The sequence below is a fragment of the Streptomyces smaragdinus genome (genome assembly GCF_009604385.1).
GTDB lineage: Bacteria > Actinomycetota > Actinomycetes > Streptomycetales > Streptomycetaceae > Streptomyces > Streptomyces smaragdinus.
On the sequence record NZ_WEGJ01000022.1, the window covers coordinates 1 to 21,631 of the forward strand.

Below are 21,631 nucleotides of genomic sequence, written 5' to 3' on the forward strand. Positions count from 1 at the left end.
GGGGCGGGGCGCTGCGCGCCTCGCAGTGGGGGAAGCCGCTGGCGCGGCTTCGGGTGCGGAGTGGGGGTCGGCGCTGCGCGCCTTGGGGTGGGGCGTCGGCGCTGTGCGCCTTGGGGTGTGGAGTGAGGCGTCGGCGCTTCGCGCCGCCGGGCCGGCGACTGCGGGGGAATCGTACGAGGGCCTGTGCTCCGGGGGAGTTCCCCACGGTTGGCGGGCTACAGGGGGCGGTGACCGGGGACAATCCGGTGGCCGCCGACGAAAGTAAGGGGACGTTCGACACGCCTGCGCGCGTACGGGAAACGCGCCTGGATGGACCACGACGCGGCAGTACGCGCGTAGGTGTGTCGGGCGGCCCCGACCCACGGCGGGACTGCGGCGCACCCACAGCCCGAGGCGAGGTGCACCCTCGCCCGGCAGTGAGCCGACAGCGGAGAGAGACCCCCTATCCAGCCCGCCCGGCGTTTGAGGGCGAGGCGCGCAGCGCCGAAAAGCCCGGCCGGCGTTTGAGGCCTCCGGCCGAAGGCCGGATGCGCGACAGCCGACGCAACCGGCAGCCGAAGACCGACGAACACCGCCGCGCGACGGAGGCCGACGCAACCGGCAGCCAAAGACCGACACAGACGGCCACCGGCCGGAGGCGCGACGGTTGACGCCCTCGTGTGCCCGCGCCTACATTGCCTTTCATATTGCAGAACATGAATTCCGCGATACGGAAAATGACTGGCCGTAGGAGTGAACGCATGGCTCGTATGACCGCCGCTCGTGCGGCAGTGGAGATCCTCAGGCTCGAGGGCGTCGACGTCGCCTTCGGCGTGCCCGGCGCGGCGATCAACCCCTTCTACAAGGCGCTCAAGGAAGCCGGCGGCATCCGGCACACCCTCGCCCGGCACGTCGAGGGCGCCTCCCACATGGCCGAGGGCTACACCCGGGCGAAGCCCGGCAACATCGGCGTCTGCATCGGTACGTCCGGACCGGCCGGCACCGACATGATCACGGGCCTGTACTCCGCGACCGGTGACTCGATCCCGATCCTGTGCATCACCGGCCAGGCGCCGACGGACAAGCTCCACAAGGAGGACTTCCAGGCCGTCGACATCGCGACCATCGCCGCGCCGGTGACCAAGAAGGCCACCACCGTGCTGGAGGCCGCGCAGGTCCCGGGCGTGTTCCAGGAGGCCTTCCACCTGATGCGCTCCGGCCGCCCCGGCCCCGTCCTCGTCGACCTGCCGATCGACGTCCAGCAGACGGAGATCGAGTTCGACCCCGACACGTACCAGCCCCTGCCCGTCTACAAGCCCGTCGCCACCCGCGCCCAGATCGAGAAGGCGATCGGGATGCTGCTGGCGTCCGAGCGGCCGCTGATCGTCGCCGGCGGCGGCGTCATCAACGCCGACGCGTGCGATCTGCTGACCGAGTTCGCCGAGCTGACCGGCACCCCCGTCGTGCCGACGCTGATGGGCTGGGGCGCGATCCCCGACGACCACGAGCTCAACGCCGGGATGGTCGGCCAGCAGACTGGCCACCGCTACGGCAACGCCACGTTCCTCGCCTCGGACTTCGTCCTCGGCATCGGCAACCGCTGGGCCAACCGCCACACCGGCTACCGCCTCGACGTCTACACCGAGGGCCGCACCTTCGTCCACGTCGATATCGAGCCCACCCAGATCGGCCGGATCTTCGCCCCCGACTACGGCATCGTCTCCGACGCCCGCGGCGCGCTGGAGCTGTTCGTCGAGGTGGCGAAGGAGCTGAAGGCCGCGGGGCGGCTGCCCGACCGTACCGAGTGGATCCAGTCGCATCTCGCCCGCAAGGGCACCCTGCACCGGCGTACGCACTTCGACAACATCCCGATCAAGCCGCAGCGGGTGTACGAGGAGATGAACAAGGCCTTCGGCCGCGACACCCGGTACGTGACCACGATCGGCCTCTCCCAGATCGCCGGCGCGCAGATGCTGCACGTCTACCGGCCCCGCCACTGGATCAACTGCGGCCAGGCCGGACCACTGGGCTGGACCATTCCCGCCGCGCTCGGTGTCGCCGTCGCCGATCCGGAGACGCCGGTCGTGGCGCTGTCCGGGGACTACGACTTCCAGTTCCTGATCGAGGAGCTGGCGGTCGGGGCCCAGCACCGCATCCCGTACGTCCATGTGCTGGTCAACAACGCCTACCTGGGGCTGATCCGGCAGGCGCAGATCGGCCTCGAGATCAACTTCCAGGTCAATCTGGAGTTCGAGAACATCAACACCCCGGAGATCGGCGTCTACGGCGTCGACCACGTCAAGGTCGCCGAGGGCCTGGGCTGCCGGGCGATCCGGGTCACCGACCCCGACGAGCTGGGCGCGGCCTTCGCCGAGGCCCGGCGGATCGCGGCCGAGGACCGGGTGCCGGTCGTCGTCGAGGCGATCCTCGAGCGGATCACGAACATCGCGATGTCGCCGACGGCGGACATCAGCGCGGTGAAGGAGTTCGAGGACATCGCCACCGAACCGGGCCACGCCCCGACGGCCGTCATCCCGCTGACGGAGCCCGTCGGCACCTGAGATGAGCTGCCGGGAGGGGACGGCTCCCGGTACCGGCCGTACCCCGGGGAGCGGGCACTCCCCGGGGTACGGCCTCGTCCGCCCGCGCCCGCGGCCCGGCCGGACGCGGGGCCGAGGCCCCGTGTCCGGTGCCGAAAGGCGCGCTATGTCACCGTCGCGCCACCGCCGCACGGGCTGTACCGGCAGGTGAGTTCGGCGGTGTACGTCGTGCGCCCCGACGCCTCCGGCAGACCCAGCACGAAGAGCACCGAGCCGGTCCGGTCGCGCATCGCGTTCGTCGAGCAGTCGTACCTTCCCGGCAGTCCGTAACCGAAGCACCCGTCGTACCAGTCCACCGTGTACAGCGACGGCCTGGCCGTGTTCTCCGACCCGGCCGCGTCCGTGATCACCGTGTCGTACTGGTCCGACCGGCCGGCCGGCAGCACCGCGCACACCGCACTGCCCGTGTCCTCCGAGAGTGTGCCGGTCAGCGGTCCGTACCCGTATGCCACCGACGGGATCCGCGGGCACTCGGCGGCGAAGCCGTCCACCGTCGCGACCCGCCAGGCGTCGATACGGTGTTCGGCCGGGACCTCGCGGTCCGCCGGCACCCAGGTGATCACCTGGTACGACGCCGACCCCTCGGCCACACACGCCCGGCCGAAGTTCGAGCACCGGCTCTCGCCGTCGGAGCCCATCACGTAGGCGTTCGTCGCCCCGTGCGCGTCCCGGACGTCGACCCGTACCGCGTCCGAGGCCGCCGGGGTGGTCACCCGGTGGCAGCGCAGCACCATCGTGCCGCCCGAGGATCCGGCGACGGACCGGCCGCCGATCGCGGTCACCGGTGTGGCCGGGCAACCGGGCGCCGTCGCGGTCACGTCGCGGCGGGTCAGCCGGTACGCGGCCGGCTCCTGGTGTCCGGTGAACAGCACCGTGTGCGCCAGACCGGGCGTCAGCGAGCAGCCGGTGAACGCGTTCTCGGTCACCTGACGGCTGCATGCCTCCCGGCCCGCCGTGTCCACCACGGAGAAGTTGGCTTCGGCGTCTCCCGCGACCCGCTCGAGCTGGAGCATCTCCCGGGCGGTGTGCTGGGACGCCGGAATGGTCAGACAGCCCGCGAACACCGTGTCGTCGGTGGCGAGCCGGGCCGCGCGGGATCCGTCCGCGAACGTGCCGCGGGGGAGCACCGGGCAGTCCGGCACGGTGTCCGTGCGCAGCAGGAAGACCCCGTACCGGCCCGACTCGATCCACTCGCCGGCCGTCGCCAGCAGCCGGAACGGGCCGGTGCCGGTCAGCCGGCAGGTGCCGGCGGTCAGCTCCGGCAGACCGCACTGCCGGGCGCCGGTGCGGTCGATCACCCGCAGCTCCGGATGGTCGACGTCGTAGTCCTCCCGTGGCGTGAGCGCGGCGATCCGGCCCCCGGCGGGGCTCGGCAGCACCAGGCAGTCGAACTGGCCGGGTCCGGAAAAGGCGTCGGTGTACGTCCCGGCCCGTGCCCTGACACAGCCGGCGCCGCTGTCCAGCCGCAGGAAGGCCGTGGCGTAGACGGGTTCCGCGACCCGGTCGGGGTCGCCGGCGACCAGGGTGTACGTACCGGCGGCGGAGAAGTCGCACCAGGTGTCCTCCCGGCAGACGATCCTGCCGTCCCGGTCGTACACGAACGAGCCGAGGCGCGCGCCTTCCCCGTCCACCGCCCGTACGGCGTACGGGCCGGCGGCCGGGACCACCAGGGCCCGGCAGCGCACCGGCCCGGTGCCGGGTGCTTCGCCGTACGTCCCGGTCACTGCCTTGGGGCAGCCCTCCGGGTGGGAGAGCCGCCGGATCTGCAGCTCGTAGTCGGGCTCCCGCTCGACTTCGGAGATGTACGAGAGCACCCGGTACGGCCCGTCGCCCGGCAGCACACAGCCGTGCTCCTCGTAGTCCCGGGCGCAGATCTCGGTGCCGGACTCGTCGGTGATCCACTGGTGGACGTATCCGTAGGACGTCGTGTTCGCGTAGACGACGACCCGTTCGCCGGATTCCGCCTCGAAGGGCCTGCAGTCCACCCGGTACAGCCCGCCGGCGGACACGGCCGTGGCGGGCTGGTCCCAGGAGGTGCCGACCGGGCCGGCGCAGCCCTCGGTGGCGGTCAGCGGTGTCACGAAGAGCCGGTAATCCTCCGGATCCCAGTAGGTGTTGGTGACGACGACGGTGTACGTGCCCGACTCGGGCAGATCGCACCAGGTCACCCCGGAGCCTCCCGAGGTGCACGCCCCGGGGTCCGGGAGGCCGGGTACGGAGACGGACAGGCCGTAGTGGTCGAGCAGCGAGAACTGATGGCGGCCGGCCGCGGCCTCGATCGTGTGGCAGGCCGCCTCGTCCGGCGCGAGGGTGCCCTCGGCCACGGCGTCTCCCGGATCGCCGTACGGGGCGAGCGCCAGCTCCGTGCACGGGCCCGGGTCGGCCGCGGTCCGTACGGCGGCGGAGGCGGGCAGGGCGGGCAGCGCCAGGGCGGCCAGCAGGGCGAGTAGGGCGAACAGGACGGTGTGCGGTGCGGTTCCTCTGGTGCGACTCATCGCATCTCCCCCGATGTCCTGAGTAGCGGCGGAGCCCCGCGGGCGCGGCGCTCTCGCTCGACGGCAAGACAGCGGCCGCAGGCGGAAGGTTGTGGCCGCGCGACCCGAATCACCCGGGGGTCGAGGCCGCTTCCGCGCCGGCCCTCCCCCCGGGTGCGGCAGACGGCGTACGCCTGTGTCGTGCACCTGCCGTAGTGACCGGGCGCCCCGCCCCATTGACCGGGGCGGGCGGCGGGCAACATCATCGCCGGGAGCCGGTGGAACGTCGCCCTGTCGAAACGAGGCCGTCCGTGCCGATATCCCCGTCCGCCCCGGTCCGTTCCGGTGTCGTCGAGCGGGTGCGGGTGCCGTTGCTCGGGGGCGGGCTGGTGGTGCTGCTTGCCCTGACCTGGCTGCTCTCCGGGGAACTGGCCGACGACGCCGAGCCGTTGGGTGTGGCGCTCGGGCGGACCGCCGTGTGTGCCGTCGTGCTCGGGGCTCTTGCCGCGAGCCGGGCCGGCGGGCGGGCCGGGGTGCGGGAGGTGCTGGCGCGGCCCGGGGGTGTGGCGGGGCTGGCGCTGCTCGGGTTCGCCGGGTACGCCGCCGGGACGCTGCTGGCGATGCCACGGATCGGGACCTCGCTGACCAACGTGGTGGTGGCGCTGCTGCCGTGCTTCTCCGTGGCCGTCGGCGCGCTGTTCTTCGGCGAGCGCTCCGGCGCGCGCAGGGCCGCCGGGGCGCTCACGGCCACCCTCGCCGCCGCCGGGTACGCCGCGCTCGGCGCGGACGGCGCCCGGCTCGACGCCGCGGGGCTGGCGCTCGCGGCCGGCGCCACCGCCGGGTTCTCCGCGTACACCTTCCTCTACCGGCGCCGGCTCGCCGCGATCCCGCCGCTCGCTGTGCTCCCCGTACTCCTGGGCGCCGCGTCGGCGTTCCTCGTCCCGCTCGCCGCCGCGCCGCTGCTCGCGGACCCGCCGACGGCCGCGCAGTGGGGCGGCATCGCGGTGCTCGGCGGCGTCGTGTACGCCCCCGCGTACCTCGTCCAGCACCGGCTGATCCTGCTCCGCGGTCCCGTGTACGTCGCCGCGCTGCAGCTCGCCGTGCCGTTCACCGTCCGGCTGGGTGACTGGGCGCTCGGCGGCGCGGCAGCTCCGGGCGCGGGTGAACTGGCGCTGCTGGCAGCGTGTTGCGGCGGAATCGCGCTGGTGATCACACCCGGACGGGTGCGGTAGCCGATCAATCCGGCGGATCTTCTTCCATAAACCTTATGACTTGCTAATATCTGCAATTCCTGAGGTCGCCATCTGCATGCGGTGGGCGAGGACGACCGCATGACGGAACGATGGCGTCGACGGATCCCGTGCGCCCGGGTGGCTGTGTCTTTGCGCGAGCTTTGCGCGTCGTTGACGGCCACGGACGGCTGCCCGGCCGGGCTGTGCGGCATCGTGTGGCGCGCCGGAAGTGCGAGGAGCGGGAACGTGAGTCTGCTGCGCAAGATCCGCGGCACCGGGCGGGTGGCCGAACCCGCGCCGCCGCGGCCGAAGGACGAGCCGCCCGCGGCGGCCCGGGAGTTGGGCGGTTCGGCGCAGGTACGGTGCATCGACGCCGGGTCCTGCAACGGCTGCGAGATCGAGATCGGCAACGCCTTCGGCCCGGTGTACGACGCCGAACGCTACGGCGCCCGGCTGGTGGCCTCGCCCCGCCACGCCGACGTGGCGCTGGTGACCGGGCCCGTGACCCGCAACATGGCGGAGCCCCTGCGGCGCACGGTCGCCGCGATGCCCGAGCCCCGGCTGGTGATCGCCGTCGGCGACTGCGCCCGCGACTGCGGGGAGTTCGCCGGGGCGTACGGCGTGCAGGGCGCCGTCGGCGACATCGTCGACGTGGACCTCGAGGTGCGCGGCTGCCCGCCCCGCCCCGAGGACATCGTCGCCGCGCTGCGCACGGTGACCGGCCGGTGAGCCCCATCGGGGCGGCGCTCGGGGCGGCTTCGGCCGCGGCCGGCGCCGGCGCACTCGCCGGCCTGCTGCTCCCGCTGCGCGTCCGGCCTCTGGCGGCCGGCGCCTGCACCACCGCCGCCGGGGCGGCCGGCGTGGTCGCGGGCGTCGCGGCGCTGGGCGGCGACAGCTGGTCCGTACGGCTGCCGGGGCTGCTGCCGCTGGCCGGCACGCATCTCGCGGTGGATGCCCTGTCGGGGCTGTTCATCGCGGTGGCCGGCGCGGTGGTCGCGGCGGTCGCGGTGTACGGCATCGGCTACTCCGGGCACGGCGCCACCGGCGCGGGCTCGCGCGGGGTGCAGGCGCTGCTGCCGCTGTTCGCCTGGTCGCTGCTGCTGGTGCCGGCGGCGGCCTCGGTGTCGACGTTCCTGCTGCTGTGGGAGCTGATGGCGCTGACGTCGCTGCTGCTGGTCCTGGCCGAGCACCGGCTGCGGGCCGAGGTGCGCGGTGCCGGGGTCTGGTACGCGGTGATGACCCATCTGGGGATGGTGTCCGTGCTGGCGGGGCTGGCGTGGTTCGCCGCCGACGCCGGGGGCGAGACCTTCGCCGCGCTGCGGGCCGGTGCCGACCAGCTGTCGCCGGGGGTGCGCGGGGCGGTGTTCGTGCTGGTGACGGCCGGGTTCGCGTCGAAGGCGGGGGCGGTGCCGCTGCACGCCTGGCTGCCGCGGGCCCATCCCGAGGCGCCGAGCCATGTGTCGGCGCTGATGAGCGCGGCCATGGTCAACCTCGGCTGCTACGGCATCGTGCGCACCGGCTTCGACCTGCTGGGCGGCGGACCGTCCTGGTGGTGGCTGGCCGTCCTGGCGACCGGGGCGCTGTCGGCGGTGTACGGGATCCTGCAGGCGGCGATGTCCTCCGACCTCAAGCGGCTCCTCGCGTACTCGACGACCGAGAACATGGGCCTGGTCCTCGTCGGCATCGGCGCCGCCGGCCTCTTCGCCGACCGCGGCCGGCCGGAGCTGGCCGCCCTGGCGCTGGCCGCCGCGCTGCTGCATCTGGTCAACCACTCCGCGTTCAAGGCCCTGTTGTTCTGCGCCGCCGGCTCGGTGGTGCACGCCACGGGTGAACGCGACCTGGACCGGCTCGGCGGACTGCGGGCCAAGATGCCCGCCACCGCCGGGCTGTTCGCGCTGGCCGCCCTGGGGGCGGTGGCGCTGCCGCCGGGCAACGGCTTCATCAGCGAATGGCTGCTGCTGCAGTCGCTGATACACGGTCTGCAGGTCCCGGGCGTCGCCACGGCCGTCGTCCTGCCGCTCGCCGTCGCCGTGATCGCGCTGTCCGCCGGCCTCGCCGCGGCCGTCTTCGTCAAGGCCCTCGGCGTCGGCTTCTTCGCCCGGCCCCGCAGCGAGGAGGCCCGCCGCGCCAGGGAGGCCGGCCCGTTCATGCTGGCCGGCATGGGCCTGCTCGCCGCCTGCTGCGTCGCCCTCGCCGTGGCCCCCGGCGCCCTCGGCTCCGGCCTCGACCGCGCCGGCACCGCCGCCGGACTGGCGGGCGCGCCTGTCCTGGACGACGGTACGGGCGTCCGCCTGGACGCCGTGTCGGCGAAGCTCGTCCCCGTCTGGGTGCTCGCCGCCCTCACCGTGGCGCTGCTCGCCGCCGTCGGGGTGCCGCGTCTGCTGCGGCGCAGACGCCGGCGGCTGAGAGCCCGGCTGTGGGACTGCGGCGGCGGGGCACCGACCCCGCGTATGGCGTACACCGCCACCTCGTTCGCCGAACCGCTGCAGCGCGTCTTCGACGACGTCCTCGCCCCCGAACAGGACGTCGACGTCACCCACACCCGCGAGTCCGTCTATCTGGTCGAACGGGTCCGCTTCCAGCGCCGCGTCCCCGACCGGGTCGAACACCGGCTCTACCGGCCGGTGCTGGACTGGGCCGAACGCGCCGGGGAGGCCGCCCGGCGGCTGGCCCCCGGCAGCGTCCACCGCTATCTCGGCTACGGCTTCTTCGGCCTGGTCGCCCTCCTCCTCGTCCTGGCGGTGGGCTGGTGAGCGCCCTCGGATACGCGGCGATCGCCGCCCAGGCCGGCGCGGTCGTCGTCGGCGCCCCCCTGCTCACGGGCTGGATGCGTCAGGTACGGGCCAGGCTGGAGGGCCGGGCCGGCGCGGGCACCGCGCAGCCCTGGCGGGATCTGCGCAAGCTGCTGCGCAAGGAGCCGATCACGGCCGCCGGCACCGGGCCCGCGTTCCGCGTCGCGCCCGCGCTGCTCGTGGCGTCCACCCTGGTGGTGGCCGCGCTCATCCCGCTCGTCTCCACCGCCACCCCGATCAGCGGCCACGCCGACGCGATCCTGGTCGTCGGACTGCTGGCGCTCGGCACCGTCACGCTCGCCCTGGCCGGACTCGACACCGGCACCGCCTTCGGCGGCATGGGCTCCTCCCGCGAGATGACCATCTCGGCGCTCGTCGAACCGACGATCCTCCTCGCCGTCTTCGCCCTGTCCATCCCCGCCGGCTCCACCAACCTCGCCGCGATCATCTCCGGCGCCGCCGAGGACCCCGCGCGCCTCGCCTCCCCGGCCGGACTGCTGGCCACCGCCGCCCTCGCCGTCGCGGTGCTCGCGGAGACCGGCCGGATCCCGGTGGACAACCCGTCGACCCACCTCGAACTCACCATGGTCCACGAGGCGATGGTCCTGGAGTACGCGGGCCCCGACCTCGCCCTGGTCGAACTCGGCGCCCAGATGCGGCTGACCGTGCTGCTCGGACTCCAGGCATCCCTCTTCGTCCCCTGGGGCATCGCCACCGCCGGGGACTCCTGGGGCTCCCTGCTCCTGGCGCTCGCGGTCCTCGCCGTCAAGGTCGCCGCCCTGGGCGCGCTGCTCGCCGCCGCCGAGGTCTTCTGGGCGAAACTCCGGCTGTTCCGCGTACCGGAACTGCTCGCCGGCTCCTTCCTGCTGGCACTGCTCGCGGTGACGGCCTCCTACTTCCTGGGCACCGGCGGGGGCATCCTGTGACCGAAGCGCTCTACACGCAGCTGCTCGACCTGGCCTGCGGGGCGTTCCTGCTCGCCGCCGTCGTGGTGCTCTGGCTGCGCGAACTCACCGTCGTCGTCCGGGTCCTCGCCGTCCAGGGCGTGGCGCTGGCCGCGATCCCACTGCTCATCGGCTGGTACGAGGACGAGGCCGCCCTCCTCGGCATCTCCGCCGGACTCGCCCTGCTGCGCGGCGGCCTCCTCCCGTACCTCCTCAACCGGGCCCTCACCGGGCCCAGGGACAGCGAACACCGCGAGACCCGGCCCCTGGTGAACGTGGCGGCGTCCCTGCTCACCGCCGCGCTGCTCACCCTCCTCGCCTACGCCGTCACCCGGCCGCTGGTGGCACTGGAGGCCACACCCGCCACCCGGGCGCTGCCCGTGGGCTTCGCGGTGGTGCTGATCGGGTTCTTCGTCCTGGTCACCCGGCGCCGCGCGCCCTCCCAGGTGGTCGGCTTCCTGCTGCTGGACAACGGCATCACCGCCATCGCCTTCCTCGCCGCCTCCGGGGTGCCGGTCATCGTCGAACTCGGCGTCTCCTTCGACGTCCTGCTCGCGGTGCTCGTCCTGCACATCCTCACCACCCGGATGCGCGCCGCGTTCGGCGGGACCGACCTCGACGAGCTGAGGGAGCTGCACGACTGATGGCCTCCGGCACCCTCACCACGCTGGCGCTCACCGCGCCCGTCGCCGTACCGGCGCTGCTGGCGGCCGGCTTCGCCCTCGCCGAATGGCGCGCGGGGGGTCCGCCCCACCGCGGTGCACCTCCGGGCCGGCCGGCGCCCGCCGACTGGCTCGGCCTGCTCACCCCCGCCGCGATCCTCGCCGGCGCCGGCCGGCTCGCGGCCGAAGTGCACGGTACGGAGGGCACGTTCGCCCACGGCCGGCTGCTGCGCGCCGACGCGCTCACCGTCTGGCTGCTGCTGACCGTCGGCGCCGTCGCCGCCCTCGCGCTCGCCGCCACCCCGGCCCACCTCGCCGCCGAACGCGACGCGGGCCGCGCGGACGCCCGTACCGGACGCCGCTACCACGTCCTCGTCCAGGCGTTCCTCGCCGCGATGTGCCTGGCGGTGCTGGCCGCGAACCTCGGCGTGCTGTGGGTGGCGATCGAGGCCACCACCATCGTCACCGCGTTCCTCGTCGGCCACCGCCGCACCCGCAACTCCGTCGAGGCGGCCTGGAAGTACGTCGTCATCTGCTCGGCCGGGATCGCCCTGGCGCTGCTCGGCATCGTGCTGCTGTACTTCGCCGCCCGCCAGGCCGGGATGTCCGAGGCCCTCGCCCTGGACTGGCCCGCCCTCGCCGCGCACGCCGACCGGCTCGACCCGGCCGTCACCCGGCTGGCGATCGTGCTGATCGTCCTCGGCTTCGGCGCCAAGGCCGGCCTCGTCCCGCTGCACGCCTGGCTGCCCGACGCGCACAGCCAGGCCCCCGCGCCCGTCTCCGCGCTGATGTCCGGCGTGCTGCTCGCGGTGTCCTTCACCGCCCTCCTGCGCTGCAGGACGATCGCCGACGCCGCCCTGGGCCCCGGCTTCACCCGGGCCGTGCTGCTGGCCGTCGCCCTGCTCACCCTGGCGCTCGCCGCCGCGCTGCTCCTCGCGCAGCGGGACTACAAGCGGATGCTGGCGTACTCCTCGATGGAGCACATGAGCCTGATCGCCCTCGGCGCCGCCGTCGGCACCCCCCTCGCGCTGCGCGCCTCGCTGCTGCACATCGCCGGGCACGGGCTGGCCAAGACCGTCGCGTTCTGCGCCGCCGGGCGGATCCTGCAGCAGGAGGGCACGTCGAGGATCGCGGAGGTACGCGGACTGCTCGCCCGTTCCCCCGCGCTCGCCGCCGGGTTCGGGATGGCCGTGGCCGCGCTGGCCGGGCTGCCGCCGTTCAGCCTCTTCGCGTCGGAACTCGGCATCGTACGGGCCGGGTTCTCGGCCGGGCTGGGCTGGGCCGTGGTGCCGGCGCTGGTGCTGGTGCTCGTCGCGTTCGCCGGGCTCGGGACGCGCAGCGCCGGGATGCTGCTGGGCGATCCGGGGGACCGGCCGACCGTGCGGCTGGGGGCGGCGGCCGGGGCGCCGCTGCTGGCCGGGCTCGCCGCCTGCGCCGCCCTCGGGCTCGCCGCCGGGCCCCTCGACGGCCTGCTGTCCGACGCCGCCGCCGTACTGACCGGGAGCTGATCGCCGTGCCCGCCGCCACCCGCACCGTCCAGGAGACGGGACCCGCCGACCTCCCCGCCGTCGCCGCCGGACTGCTCGCCGAGGGCCGCCGCCTCGCCCTGGTCGCCGCCCACCACGACGACGCCGCCGCGCCCGGCGGCCGGGCCCTGCGCGTCGTCTACCTCTTCGTGTCCGGCCCGCCCGACACCCGCCTCGAGGTCCACGTCCGCCTGGACGCCGACCGGCCCGAGCTGCCGACGCTGGCCCACCGCTCCTTCGCCGCCGGGCGGTTCGAGCGCGAGATGCACGACCTGCACGGCGTCCGCGTCCAGGACCATCCGCTGCCCCGCCGTCTCGTACGCCACTTCCACTGGCCCCGCGGCTGGTACCCGATGCGCCCCGACGCCGGTCCGCCGCCCGCGTTCGGCGCGCAGGAGGGGCCGTACCCCTTCCTCGAGGTGGAGGGGGACGGGGTGTACGAGATCCCCGTCGGGCCGGTGCACGCCGGGCTGATCGAGCCCGGGCACTTCCGGTTCTCCGTCGTGGGCGAGACCATCCTGAAGCTCAAGGCCCGGCTGTGGTTCGTGCACAAGGGCATCGAGAAGCTCTTCGAGGGGCGGACCGTGGAGCGGGGGCTGCCCCTGGCCGAGCGGATCAGCGGGGACACGGCCGTCGGGCACGCGCTGGCGTACTGTCTGGCCGTCGAGGAGGCCACGGGGACCGAGGTGCCGGGGGAGGCGCAGCGGGCGCGGGCGATGCTGCTCGAGCTGGAGCGGATGTACAACCACGTCACCGATCTCGGCGCGCTGTGCAACGACGTGGGTCACTCGGTGCTGAACTCGCACGCGCTGCGGATCCGGGAGCAGTTGCTGCGGGTCAACGAGACGGTCACCGGTCACCGGCTGCTGCGCGGCGGTGTCGTGGTGGGCGGCGCGCGTCTGGAGTCCGTGCCCGAGCCCGGGCTGCTGCGGGCGGTGCGCGAGGACATCCGCGAGGTCGCCGCGCTGGCCCTCGGGCACTCCACCGTCCGCGACCGCTTCACGGGCACCGCCGTGCTGGGCGCGGACGTCGCGCGGGATCTGGGGTGCCTGGGCTACGTCGCCCGCGCCGCCGGTCTCACCGACGACGCGCGGATCGCGCACCCGTTCACGGTGTACGACCCGGCGCCGGACGTCGCGGTGCGCACCACGGGTGATGTGCTGGCCCGCTTCCAGATCCGCGCGGAGGAGATCGACACCGCCGTCGACCTCGCCACGGCCCTCGCCCCGGGCCTGCGTCCGGGGACGGTGCGCGCCGACCCGGCCGGGGGGCCGCGCTCCGGCGTCGGCATCGTCGAGGGCTGGCGGGGCACGATCACCACCCGGGTGGAACTGGCCGCGGACGGCACGCTGGCGCGGGTGAAGCCGGTGGATCCGTCGTTCTTCAACTGGCCGGCGCTGCCGCTGGCGCTGGCGGACACGATCGTGCCGGACTTTCCGCTCACCAATAAGAGCTTCAACTTGTCGTACGCGGGAAATGACCTGTGACGGTCCGGCCGGCCTGCTTTTCCGGCTGGGGGTCCGGGGGTGATCCCCCGGGGGAGCGCAGTAACTTGTCGTATGCGGGAAATGACCTGTGACCTGTGATTACCCCGTGTGCAGCGCACCCCGCAGCATGTCCACCGCCAAGCTGACCGCCGCCCGCGCCGCAGGCGTCTCGCGCAGGTCGTCCCGGACGACGAAGTCGTGCACCGCCCCCTGGAACCGCACCGCCGTGACCGGCACCCCCGCCGTGCGCAGCTTGTCCGCGTACGCCTCGCCCTCGTCCCGGACCACGTCCTCCTCCGCGGTGACGACCAGCGCCGACGGCAGCCCCGCCAGCTGCTCGGGCGTCGCGCGCAGCGGGGAGGCGGTGATCTGCGCGCGCTCGGCCTCGACGGTCGTGTACTGGTCCCAGCACCACCGCATGCGGTCGCGCCCCGGCCCGTGGCCGGTGGCGAAGCGGTGGTACGACCCGGTGTCGAACGCGGCGTCCGTCACCGGGTAGAACAGCACCTGCCCCGCCAGCGGCAGATCCCCGTACTCCTTGGCCATCAGCGTCATCGCGGCGGCCATGTTCCCGCCCGTCGAATCACCGGCCAGCGCCAGCCGCCGGCCGTCGAGCCCCCGCGAAGCGCCCTTCGCGGCCACCCACCGGGCGACCGTGTAGTTCTGCTCCAGGGCCACCGGATAACGCGCCCGCGGCGCCGGGTCGAACTCGGGGAAGACCACCGCCGCCCCCGCCCCGACGGCGAGTTCGCGCACCAGCCGGTCGTGGGTGCGGGCGCTGCCGGACACCCAGCCGGAGCCGTGGACGTACACCACGACCGGCAGCGTGCCGGTGCTCCCGGCGGGCCGGACGATCCGGACCCGGACCCGGTCGGTGGGGCCGCCGGGGACGGTGCACCACTCCTCGTCCACGGCGGGCGGCGGCACCGGTCCCGGCTGCGGGGGCTCGAACATGACGTACTCCTGAACTCTCCGGCCAGGACCGGGATCTCCGGCGTGGCGGCGACTCGCGCCACGCTAGGACGCGGACTTGACTGTGGGCGCACCACGGCTTGACCGTCGGTGCACAGCCCCGCCGGTGAGCCGGTCAGTCGCAGCTGTCCATCAGCACGGCCAGCGCCCCGTCCACGTCGATGTACTCCTTCCCGTCGGGGACCAGCGCGTACGACCGGCGCAGGAACTCCCGGACGTCGGTGGTCCGTACCTCGATCAGCGCCGCACGGTGGGCGGACCGCACGACGATCCGGACGGAGTCGCGGTGGCACCGGTGCGGGGGGTTCACCAGCACCCGGCCGACGCCGGACGGGCGGCGCATGCCCTCCGCGAGCAGCGAGCGGGCGAACACCCAGTCGACGGGCTCCGTCTCGGGCGCGCCGAGGGACAGCAGGACGGCGTACGGGTCGGCCCGGTCGTAGTGCAGCAGCGCGGGCATGAGTACGACGGGCTCGCCGGGGACGTCGACGGCGACGGTGGCGGCGTGGACGACGGTGGTGGGCTGATTCAGCTCCTGCATGACGGTCCTCTTTCTCTTCCCGGATGTTCCTGGGTTCGCTGAGTGGGGGCCGGGCGGATTGCGTTCACCGGGTGACCGGCCGGGCGGTGCGCCAGTCGCGCGGGGAGACGCCGTAGACGCTGCGGAACAGCCGGCTGAAGTGGGCGGGGCTGGCGAACCCCCACCTCCGGCCGACGGCCGCCACGGCCGGGGCGTCCGTACGGTGGGCGAGTTCGCGCGCGCACTGTTCCAGCCGGCGCCGCTGGATGAGCTTGGCGACGGTGAGGTCCTCGTTCTCGAAGAGGCGGTGGAGGTAGCGCACGGAGATGTGCTGGGCCCTGGCCACCTGCTCGGGGCAGAGCTCGGGGTCGTCCAGATGGCGCTCGATGTGGTCGCGGATCCGCAGCACGAGGTGGTCCCGTTCCGTCGTCGGCTCCGCGGCGCTCCGGTCGGCGACCAGGGTCGCGAACAGGTCGGCGATCCCGGCGGCCAGCCGCCCCGCGACGGCGGGGGAGTACGGCCGGGCGCCGGGGACGAGCGCCGTCAGCAGGGACAGTACGACCGCCCCGAACCCGTCCCGGGTGTCGATGACCCGGCCCGTGGCCTGCCGCAGCTCCTCCTCCGGCAGGCCGAGGGCGGTGCGGGGGACCAGAACGATCCGGGTGGCGAACGGCCGCGGGTAGTCCAGGGAGTACGGGCGGGCCGTGTCGTACACCAGCAGATCGCCCCGCCCCGCGGTGACCGTCCGGCCGTCCTGGACGAGCGTCACCGTCCCCGACCGCTGCACCGCGATGCCGACGAACTCCCCGGGCCGGCGGGAGAGATGCGCGGGGGTGCGGGCGGCGCGCTGGGCGCCGGCCTCGATGTCGCAGATCCGCAGCCGCCCCACCCGGCCGGTGGTGATGCGGCCGGTGAACGGGCCGGCGCCCAGCGGGACGAGGGACATGGGCACCAGCGCCTTGCCCCACGCGTCGTGCCACTGCGCGAGCCGGTCGCGGTCGGGGACCGGCGCGGTTGTCGGCAACTGGTTCATCTGGTTCTCCTTCTCCCACGTCGGGCCTGGTGGCACCGGGTGTACCGCCGGTCTCAGCCAAGCAACGGGCCGCGGGGTGCTCCAGGCAGAAGGCAGGCAGAAAACGGCAGGAAGGGCCGATGAGCGGAGAAATGCGCGCAGAGAACGGTGCCGTGCGCCGACGGTCAAGAAACGCCGGCGCCCGGGCCCCTCCGGAGGGGCCCGGGCGCGGACGGGGAACAGGGCGAGCCGTGCCCGTTCCCGTGGAGGCGATCCGCCCGATCAGGCGGCCGGCGGGTTCCTGCGCGGGGACAGCGTGGCGTTCGGCAGTACGGGGGCCGGGAGGCGGTCGCCCGCGTACCCCTCCACCCGGCCGAAGCGGGGCGACTCGGCCGTCCACGCCTCGCGGGCGGCGACGATGTCCTCGTGGGTGCGGCCGATGAAGTTCCACCACATGACGATCTCCTCCCCGAACGGCGGCCCGCCCAGCACCAGCATCCGGGCCGGCTCCGCCCCCGGATTCCTCAGGGTGAGCGTGTCGCGGCCGGGCGCCGCGTAACCCAGCTCCGCGGGCTTCAGGTCGCAGCCGGCGAGCGTGACCTCCCCGCTGTCGAGCAGGACGCCGTGCTCGAAGCCCGGATCGGCCGCGAGGTTCACCGAGGCCCCCGGCTCCAGGACGAGCTCCGCCCCCAGCAGCGGGGTGAACGTCGCCACCGGCGACGTCTGCCCGGCCAGCGTCCCGAGGAAGACGCGGGCCTCGCCGCCCGCCAGCTGCGTCACCGGCGGCACGTAGTGCTGGAAGTCACGCGCCGCGTCCCGGTCGGCCGCCGGCAGCGCCACCCACAGCTGGACGCCGTGCAGCACGGTGGTCGCCGCGGTGGACACCTCCGAGTGGCAGATGCCGTGGCCGCCGGTCATGAGGTTCAGCTCGCCGGGCCGGACGAAGGCGTACGAGCCCAGGCTGTCGCGGTGCTCGATCTCCCCGCTGAACAGCCAGCTCGCGGTCTGCAGCCCGGTGTGCGGGTGCGGGGCGACGTCCATGCCGCCGCTGACGGAGACGTCGTCGGGACCGTAGTGGTCGGCGAAGCACCAGGCGCCGATCAGGGTGCGGGCACGCTGCGGCAGCGTCCGCCGCACCCGCATCGCCCGCGGGCCGCCGAGCGGCACGTCGCGCGGGGTGAGGACCTCGATGCCGGCCGCCGGGCCGGTACCCTCGGATCCGCAGGTCGTCTCGACCGGGTGCGTCTCTGTGTTGCTCACGAACGGCATCCTCTCCCAGCAGAGAAAGTTGTGTTTTCAACCTTCTTGGGGTCGATGATAGAACGGGCCTTGAAACACCGCGCGATGAGGGAGTGCCCGTGACCGAGACCGCAGCGACGCATACCGCCGGACGGGTGTTCGTCGACAAGCAGAGCCCGGAGGCCTACCGCGCACTGCGGGCGACGGCCGACGCGGTACGCGACACCGCCGCCGCGGCCGGGTTCGACCGGCGCTTCGTCGAGCTCCTCAACCTCCGCGTCTCCCAGCTCAACGCCTGCGCCTACTGCCTCAACACGCACACCCGGGCCGCGCTGCGCGCCGGCGAGACCGTACAGCGCCTGGGCGTACTGGCCGCCTGGCGCGACACCGGCCTCTTCACCCCGCGCGAGCGCGCGGCCCTGGCGCTGGCGGAGGCCACCACCCACCCCGCGGACGCCACCGCCCAGGAGGCCGCCTACGCGGAGGCCCGCGCCGTGCTCTCCGACACCGAGATCTCCGCGGTGATCTGGATCGCCATCACCATGAACGCCTTCAACCGGGTCTCCGTCATGAGCAAACACCCGGTACGCGCCGCCGCGGCGACGCCGTCCGTCTGACGCCCCGCTCCGGCACCCCGCCGGTGGACACCTCGTCCGGGCGGCGGGGCGTGAGGGCGGCCTCCAGCGGGGCCACGTTCCCGGTCCGGGCCGCCGTGATGAAGGTGTCCAGCAGCCGCCGGTGCGCCGCGGTGTCCACGTCCCCGCGGCGCTCCGCCGCCACGTGCCGGCGGGCCCGGCTCACTATCTTCCGTACGTTGACCTGCGTGACCTCGAGGATCTCGGCGATCTCCGGATAGCCGTAGTCGAACGCCTCGCGCAGTACGTACGCGGCCCGCTCGGTGGGCGTCAGCCGCTCCAGCACCACCAGCAGGGCCACCTCCAGCGCCTCCGCCCGCTGCGCTCCCAGCTCCGGATCCGCACCGGTGTCGACGGGCTCGGGCAGCCACGGGCCGATGTAGGTCTCGCGCCGCATCCGGGCGGACTGCGCGACGTTGATGGCCAGCCGGGTCGTGACGCTGGTGAGGAAGGCCGTGGGGCTGAGCACCACGGAGCGGTCCGTGCGCTGCCAGCGCAGCCACACCTCCTGCACCACGTCCTCGGCCTCGGCCGCGCTGCCGAGCATGCGGTAGGCGATGCCGAACAGCCGCGGCTGGTGCTGGACGAAGACGGTGACGGCGGCATCGAGATCGGCTCCGGCGGGGGTGGTCTGTGCGGGCATGATCGTGCGGTCTCCGTTCCTCCGGTGCAGCTGACCGGTGGGCGAGCGAGGGGTGCCGCGCGGTTCACGGATGTGCGTCCGCTGTTCACGACCCTGCTGAGTATGGGGGGTTAGGTAACCCTTATGAACCGGTACGTGGCGATTGGGCACTTATAGGCAAGTGTTCGACCGATCTGTTCCCGGAGAGGGTTGAGTCCGTCCCCAGCCTGGGGCCGGGGTGGCATGGGGACGGACTGTCGGTGGCCGGCGGACCGGGGAACCACGGACGTACCCCTACGACCGGACGCGTGCGGGCGATGTGACAGGCGGTCCGGGCGTTCCGTTCAACCCCGCCACCTCCTAGGATCATTGGAGGAGCACGACCGCACACCCGTCCGCCCCGCGCCCCCGACCCCCAGGAGCCGTCATGCCCGGAGGCCCCCAGCCCTCGCGCCGCGCGTTCCTGACCGCCGCCGGAGCCGCCGCTGCCACCGTCGCCCTGCCCGCGGTCCCGGCCGCCGCCGTCACGCTCGGCGCCGCCGTCGCGGCCGGGGTGCTCGCCGCCGCCGACAGCCCCGGCACCGAGGCCGCCCGGTCGGCGATCCGCCGGCTGGCGCCCCGGCTCGCGGACCGCTTCGTCCTGCGGCTCGCCCCCGACGCCGGCCCGTACGCCGCCGCCTTCTCCTTCCGCACGGCCGACGGCGCCGTCGAGCTCACCGGCAGCGACACCAGCGCCCTGCTCGCCGGGTTCACCTGGTACCTCGAGCAGCACGCCCACGGCCAGCTCTCGCGCGGCGGCGACCAGGTCCCGGCCCGGCTCGTCCTGCCGGCCGCCCCCGTCACCCGCACCACGTCGCTCGCCCACCGGTACGCGTACGGCTTCCGGGTCACGGGCTGCACCAACCCGCACTGGAGCTGGGCCCAGTGGGAGCGCGAGCTGGACCTCCTCGCCGCCTCCGGCGTCAACGAGCTGCTGGTCACCACGGGCATGGAGGTCCTGTGGTACGACACCTGGCGGCAGTTCGGCTGCACCGGCGCCGAGGCGCTGGCGTACATCTCCCTGCCCTCCCGCCAGCCCTGGCAGTGGACCGGCCATCTCTTCGGCGCCGGCGGCGGCATGTCCACGCAACTGCTCGCCAGACGCGTGGAGCTGGGCCGGCGCATCCTCACCCGCCTCGGCGAACTCGGCATCACCCCCGTCGCCCCCGGCTTCGCCGGCTCCGTCCCCAACGGCTTCGCCGCCCGCCACCCGGGCGTGCGCGTCGTCGGCCAGGGCACCTGGCGCGGCTACGACCGCCCCGACTGGCTGGACCCCACCGCGCCGCTCTTCCAGGAGGTGGCGTCCGTCTGGTACGCCGCCCAGCGCGAACGCTTCGGCCTGCTCCGCTCCCAGGCCATCGACCTGCTGTACGAGGGCGGCCGGCCCGGTGCCGTCGACCTCACCGAGGCCGGGCTGGCCATCGAGCGGTCCCTCAAGACGTCCGTCCCCGACCACCGCTGGTACGTCCAGGCCTCCGGCGCCGACCCGCGCCGCGAACTCCTCGACGCCGTCGACCGCTCCCGCGTCCTGGTCCTCGAGCTCGACGGCGAGCTGCGCCCCGGCGACAACCGCTTCGAGGACACCGCCTGGGCCTGGGGCCAGCGCACCAACTACGGCGGCCGCACCGGCCTGTACGGCCCCCTCGCCCCCACCGCCGCCCTCCCCGCCCTCGGCGCCGGCCCCGCCGGGGCCGGTGGCCTCCGCGGCACCTGCCTGGTCAACGAGGGCGTCGACACCAACCCCGTCTGGGGCACCCTCTTCGCCGAGGCCCACTGGCACACCGACCCGATCGACCTCGACTCCTGGATCACCGCGTACCCCCTGCGCCGCTACGGCCGCCCCAGCCAGGCCGCCGCGTCCGCCTGGCGCACGCTGCACCGCACCGCGTACACCACCGACACCGGCGGCGGGGGAGCGGACTCCCTCTTCAATGCCCAGCCCGACCTCACCGCCCGGCGCGCCGCCCCCGACGCCGCCGAGACCCTCGGCTACCACCCCGACGCCCTGCACCCCGCGCTGCTGGACCTGCTGCGCGCCGCCGCCGAGGTGGGCGACGCCGACACGTACCGCTGGGATCTGGTGAACGTCACCCGCCAGGCGCTGGTGGACCGCGCCCGGGTGCTGCTGCCCCGGCTGCGGACCGCGTACGAGACGCGCGATCTGGCCGCGTTCGACCAGCTCACCGCCGGCTGGCTGACGCTGATGGACGCGCTGGAGGAGCTGCTGGGCACCCGCGCCGAGTTCCTGGCCGGGCGCTGGATCGCCGACGCCCGCCGCTGGGGCGCCGACGACGCGGAGCGCGACGTGCTGGAGTCCGACGCCCGCACCGTGCTGACCACCTGGGGCGAGACCCGGGCCGCCGCCGTCAGCCGCGAGTACGCCAACCGGGACTGGGCGGGACTGGTCGGCGGCTACTACAAGCCCCGCTGGCGCCGCTACTTCACCGCCCTGCGCACCGCGCTCACCTCGCGCAGCACGCCGGAGACCATCGACTGGTACGCGTTCGCCGAGGCCTTCCGCCGCGACCGCACCCCCCTGCCCGCGACCCCGACCGGCGACCCGCTGCACGCCGCCCGCGCGGCGGCCACCCTGCTCCACCCGCGCCCGCAGCTCACGGCCGCCCTGCTGCCCGGGCCCGTCCTGCGCGCCACCCTCGTCAACTGGCGCCCCACGCCCCTGGACGCGGCCCCCGAGCTCGACCTCCCCGACGGCTGGCACGCGGAGGCGGCCCAGCCCGACGGGGCGCCGCCCGTCGGGGGATACGACCGGGCCACGTACACCTGGCGGCTCACCGCGCCCGAGGACACCGCCGGCGCCGTGCTCACCGTCCGCGCGGGGGGCGTACGGGCCGACGTGGACGCGTGAACGGCCGCCCGGGAGAGCGGCCGTTCACCG

At 74.3% G+C, this 21,631-nt stretch carries 14 protein-coding genes and 2 pseudogenes; 10 read left to right on the forward strand and 6 right to left on the reverse strand.

The features are described 5' to 3' along the window. Window positions 1-740 precede the first annotated feature (740 nt). Window positions 741-2,540, forward strand: a complete 1,800-nt coding sequence (gene gcl / locus SRB5_RS23480) for a glyoxylate carboligase (protein WP_153455287.1) — start codon at window positions 741-743, stop codon at window positions 2,538-2,540. A gap of 143 nt (window positions 2,541-2,683) precedes the next feature. Here the strand turns inward: gcl and SRB5_RS23485 are convergent, their stop codons facing one another. Further along, complete coding sequence (locus tag SRB5_RS23485; RefSeq protein WP_153455289.1) at window positions 2,684-5,074, reverse strand: Tat pathway signal protein; 2,391 nt, start codon at window positions 5,072-5,074, stop codon at window positions 2,684-2,686. Window positions 5,075-5,364: 290 nt separating this feature from the next. Here SRB5_RS23485 and SRB5_RS23490 point away from each other — a divergent pair, with 290 nt between their 5' ends. The 7 genes from SRB5_RS23490 to SRB5_RS23520 all read left to right on the forward strand — a co-directional run bounded on the left by SRB5_RS23490 (window position 5,365) and on the right by SRB5_RS23520 (window position 13,696). After that, a complete protein-coding gene (locus SRB5_RS23490) occupies window positions 5,365-6,285 on the forward strand; it encodes an EamA family transporter (protein WP_194293015.1) in 921 nt (306 codons plus the stop codon). 246 nt (window positions 6,286-6,531) lie between these two features. Next, complete coding sequence (locus SRB5_RS23495) at window positions 6,532-7,014, forward strand: NADH-quinone oxidoreductase subunit B family protein (RefSeq protein ID WP_323378344.1); 483 nt, start codon at window positions 6,532-6,534, stop codon at window positions 7,012-7,014. After that, the gene (locus tag SRB5_RS23500) at window positions 7,011-9,038 is read left to right on the forward strand and encodes a proton-conducting transporter transmembrane domain-containing protein (RefSeq protein WP_323378345.1); all 2,028 of its coding nucleotides are present in this window, start codon (window positions 7,011-7,013) and stop codon (window positions 9,036-9,038) included. The genes SRB5_RS23495 and SRB5_RS23500 overlap by 4 nt, the downstream gene beginning before the upstream one ends. Beyond that, window positions 9,035-10,003, forward strand: a complete 969-nt coding sequence (locus SRB5_RS23505; RefSeq protein WP_323378346.1) for a respiratory chain complex I subunit 1 family protein — start codon at window positions 9,035-9,037, stop codon at window positions 10,001-10,003. Before SRB5_RS23500 ends, SRB5_RS23505 begins: the two co-directional genes overlap by 4 nt. After that, window positions 10,000-10,665 carry a hypothetical protein gene (locus SRB5_RS23510; protein ID WP_323378347.1) on the forward strand — a complete coding sequence of 222 codons (666 nt, stop codon included), beginning with the start codon at window positions 10,000-10,002 and terminating at the stop codon, window positions 10,663-10,665. The genes SRB5_RS23505 and SRB5_RS23510 overlap by 4 nt, the downstream gene beginning before the upstream one ends. Further along, a complete protein-coding gene (locus SRB5_RS23515) occupies window positions 10,665-12,191 on the forward strand; it encodes a proton-conducting transporter transmembrane domain-containing protein (RefSeq protein WP_153455295.1) in 1,527 nt (508 codons plus the stop codon). The genes SRB5_RS23510 and SRB5_RS23515 overlap by 1 nt, the downstream gene beginning before the upstream one ends. A 5-nt stretch (window positions 12,192-12,196) precedes the next feature. Then, window positions 12,197-13,696, forward strand: a complete 1,500-nt coding sequence (locus SRB5_RS23520) for a hydrogenase large subunit (RefSeq protein ID WP_323378349.1) — start codon at window positions 12,197-12,199, stop codon at window positions 13,694-13,696. A 99-nt stretch (window positions 13,697-13,795) separates the two neighbouring features. On the opposite strand, the pseudogene SRB5_RS23525 reads toward SRB5_RS23520, so the two are convergent. The 4 genes and pseudogenes from SRB5_RS23525 to SRB5_RS23540 all read right to left on the reverse strand — a co-directional run. Continuing rightward, a pseudogene (locus SRB5_RS23525) lies at window positions 13,796-14,683 on the reverse strand (alpha/beta hydrolase); the annotation flags it as partial. A gap of 100 nt (window positions 14,684-14,783) precedes the next feature. After that, on the reverse strand, window positions 14,784-15,209 hold the full coding sequence (locus tag SRB5_RS23530) for an SsgA family sporulation/cell division regulator (protein ID WP_153455299.1): 426 nt from the start codon (window positions 15,207-15,209) through the stop codon (window positions 14,784-14,786). Window positions 15,210-15,273: 64 nt separating this feature from the next. Then, complete coding sequence (locus SRB5_RS23535) at window positions 15,274-16,221, reverse strand: AraC-like ligand-binding domain-containing protein (protein ID WP_153455301.1); 948 nt, start codon at window positions 16,219-16,221, stop codon at window positions 15,274-15,276. Between the two features lie 261 nt (window positions 16,222-16,482). Further along, on the reverse strand, window positions 16,483-17,460 hold the full coding sequence (locus tag SRB5_RS23540; protein ID WP_323378350.1) for a pirin family protein: 978 nt from the start codon (window positions 17,458-17,460) through the stop codon (window positions 16,483-16,485). A 98-nt stretch (window positions 17,461-17,558) separates the two neighbouring features. Here SRB5_RS23540 and SRB5_RS23545 point away from each other — a divergent pair, with 98 nt between their 5' ends. After that, window positions 17,559-18,056 carry a carboxymuconolactone decarboxylase family protein gene (locus tag SRB5_RS23545; RefSeq protein ID WP_323378351.1) on the forward strand — a complete coding sequence of 166 codons (498 nt, stop codon included), beginning with the start codon at window positions 17,559-17,561 and terminating at the stop codon, window positions 18,054-18,056. Here SRB5_RS23545 and SRB5_RS23550 read toward each other — a convergent pair. Further along, window positions 18,049-18,717 (reverse strand): annotated as a pseudogene (locus tag SRB5_RS23550) (sigma-70 family RNA polymerase sigma factor); the annotation flags it as partial. The gene SRB5_RS23545 and the pseudogene SRB5_RS23550 sit on opposite strands and share 8 nt — an antisense overlap. 406 nt (window positions 18,718-19,123) lie before the next feature. On the opposite strand from SRB5_RS23550, the gene SRB5_RS23555 reads away from it, so the two are divergent. Beyond that, window positions 19,124-21,601: an alpha-N-acetylglucosaminidase gene (locus tag SRB5_RS23555; RefSeq protein WP_153455309.1), complete on the forward strand. Its 2,478-nt coding sequence runs from the start codon at window positions 19,124-19,126 to the stop codon at window positions 21,599-21,601. Window positions 21,602-21,631 lie beyond the last annotated feature (30 nt).

Bases quoted from the DNA above. Each gene is read 5' to 3' on its own strand.
- gcl (WP_153455287.1), top strand. From the start codon at position 741: ATGGCTCGTATGACCGCCGCTCGTGCGGCAGTGGAGATCCTCAGGCTC.
- SRB5_RS23485 (WP_153455289.1), bottom strand. From the start codon at position 5,074: ATGAGTCGCACCAGAGGAACCGCACCGCACACCGTCCTGTTCGCCCTA.
- SRB5_RS23515 (WP_153455295.1), top strand. From the start codon at position 10,665: ATGGCCTCCGGCACCCTCACCACGCTGGCGCTCACCGCGCCCGTCGCC.
- SRB5_RS23530 (WP_153455299.1), bottom strand. From the start codon at position 15,209: ATGCAGGAGCTGAATCAGCCCACCACCGTCGTCCACGCCGCCACCGTC.
- SRB5_RS23535 (WP_153455301.1), bottom strand. From the start codon at position 16,221: ATGAACCAGTTGCCGACAACCGCGCCGGTCCCCGACCGCGACCGGCTC.
- SRB5_RS23555 (WP_153455309.1), top strand. From the start codon at position 19,124: ATGCCCGGAGGCCCCCAGCCCTCGCGCCGCGCGTTCCTGACCGCCGCC.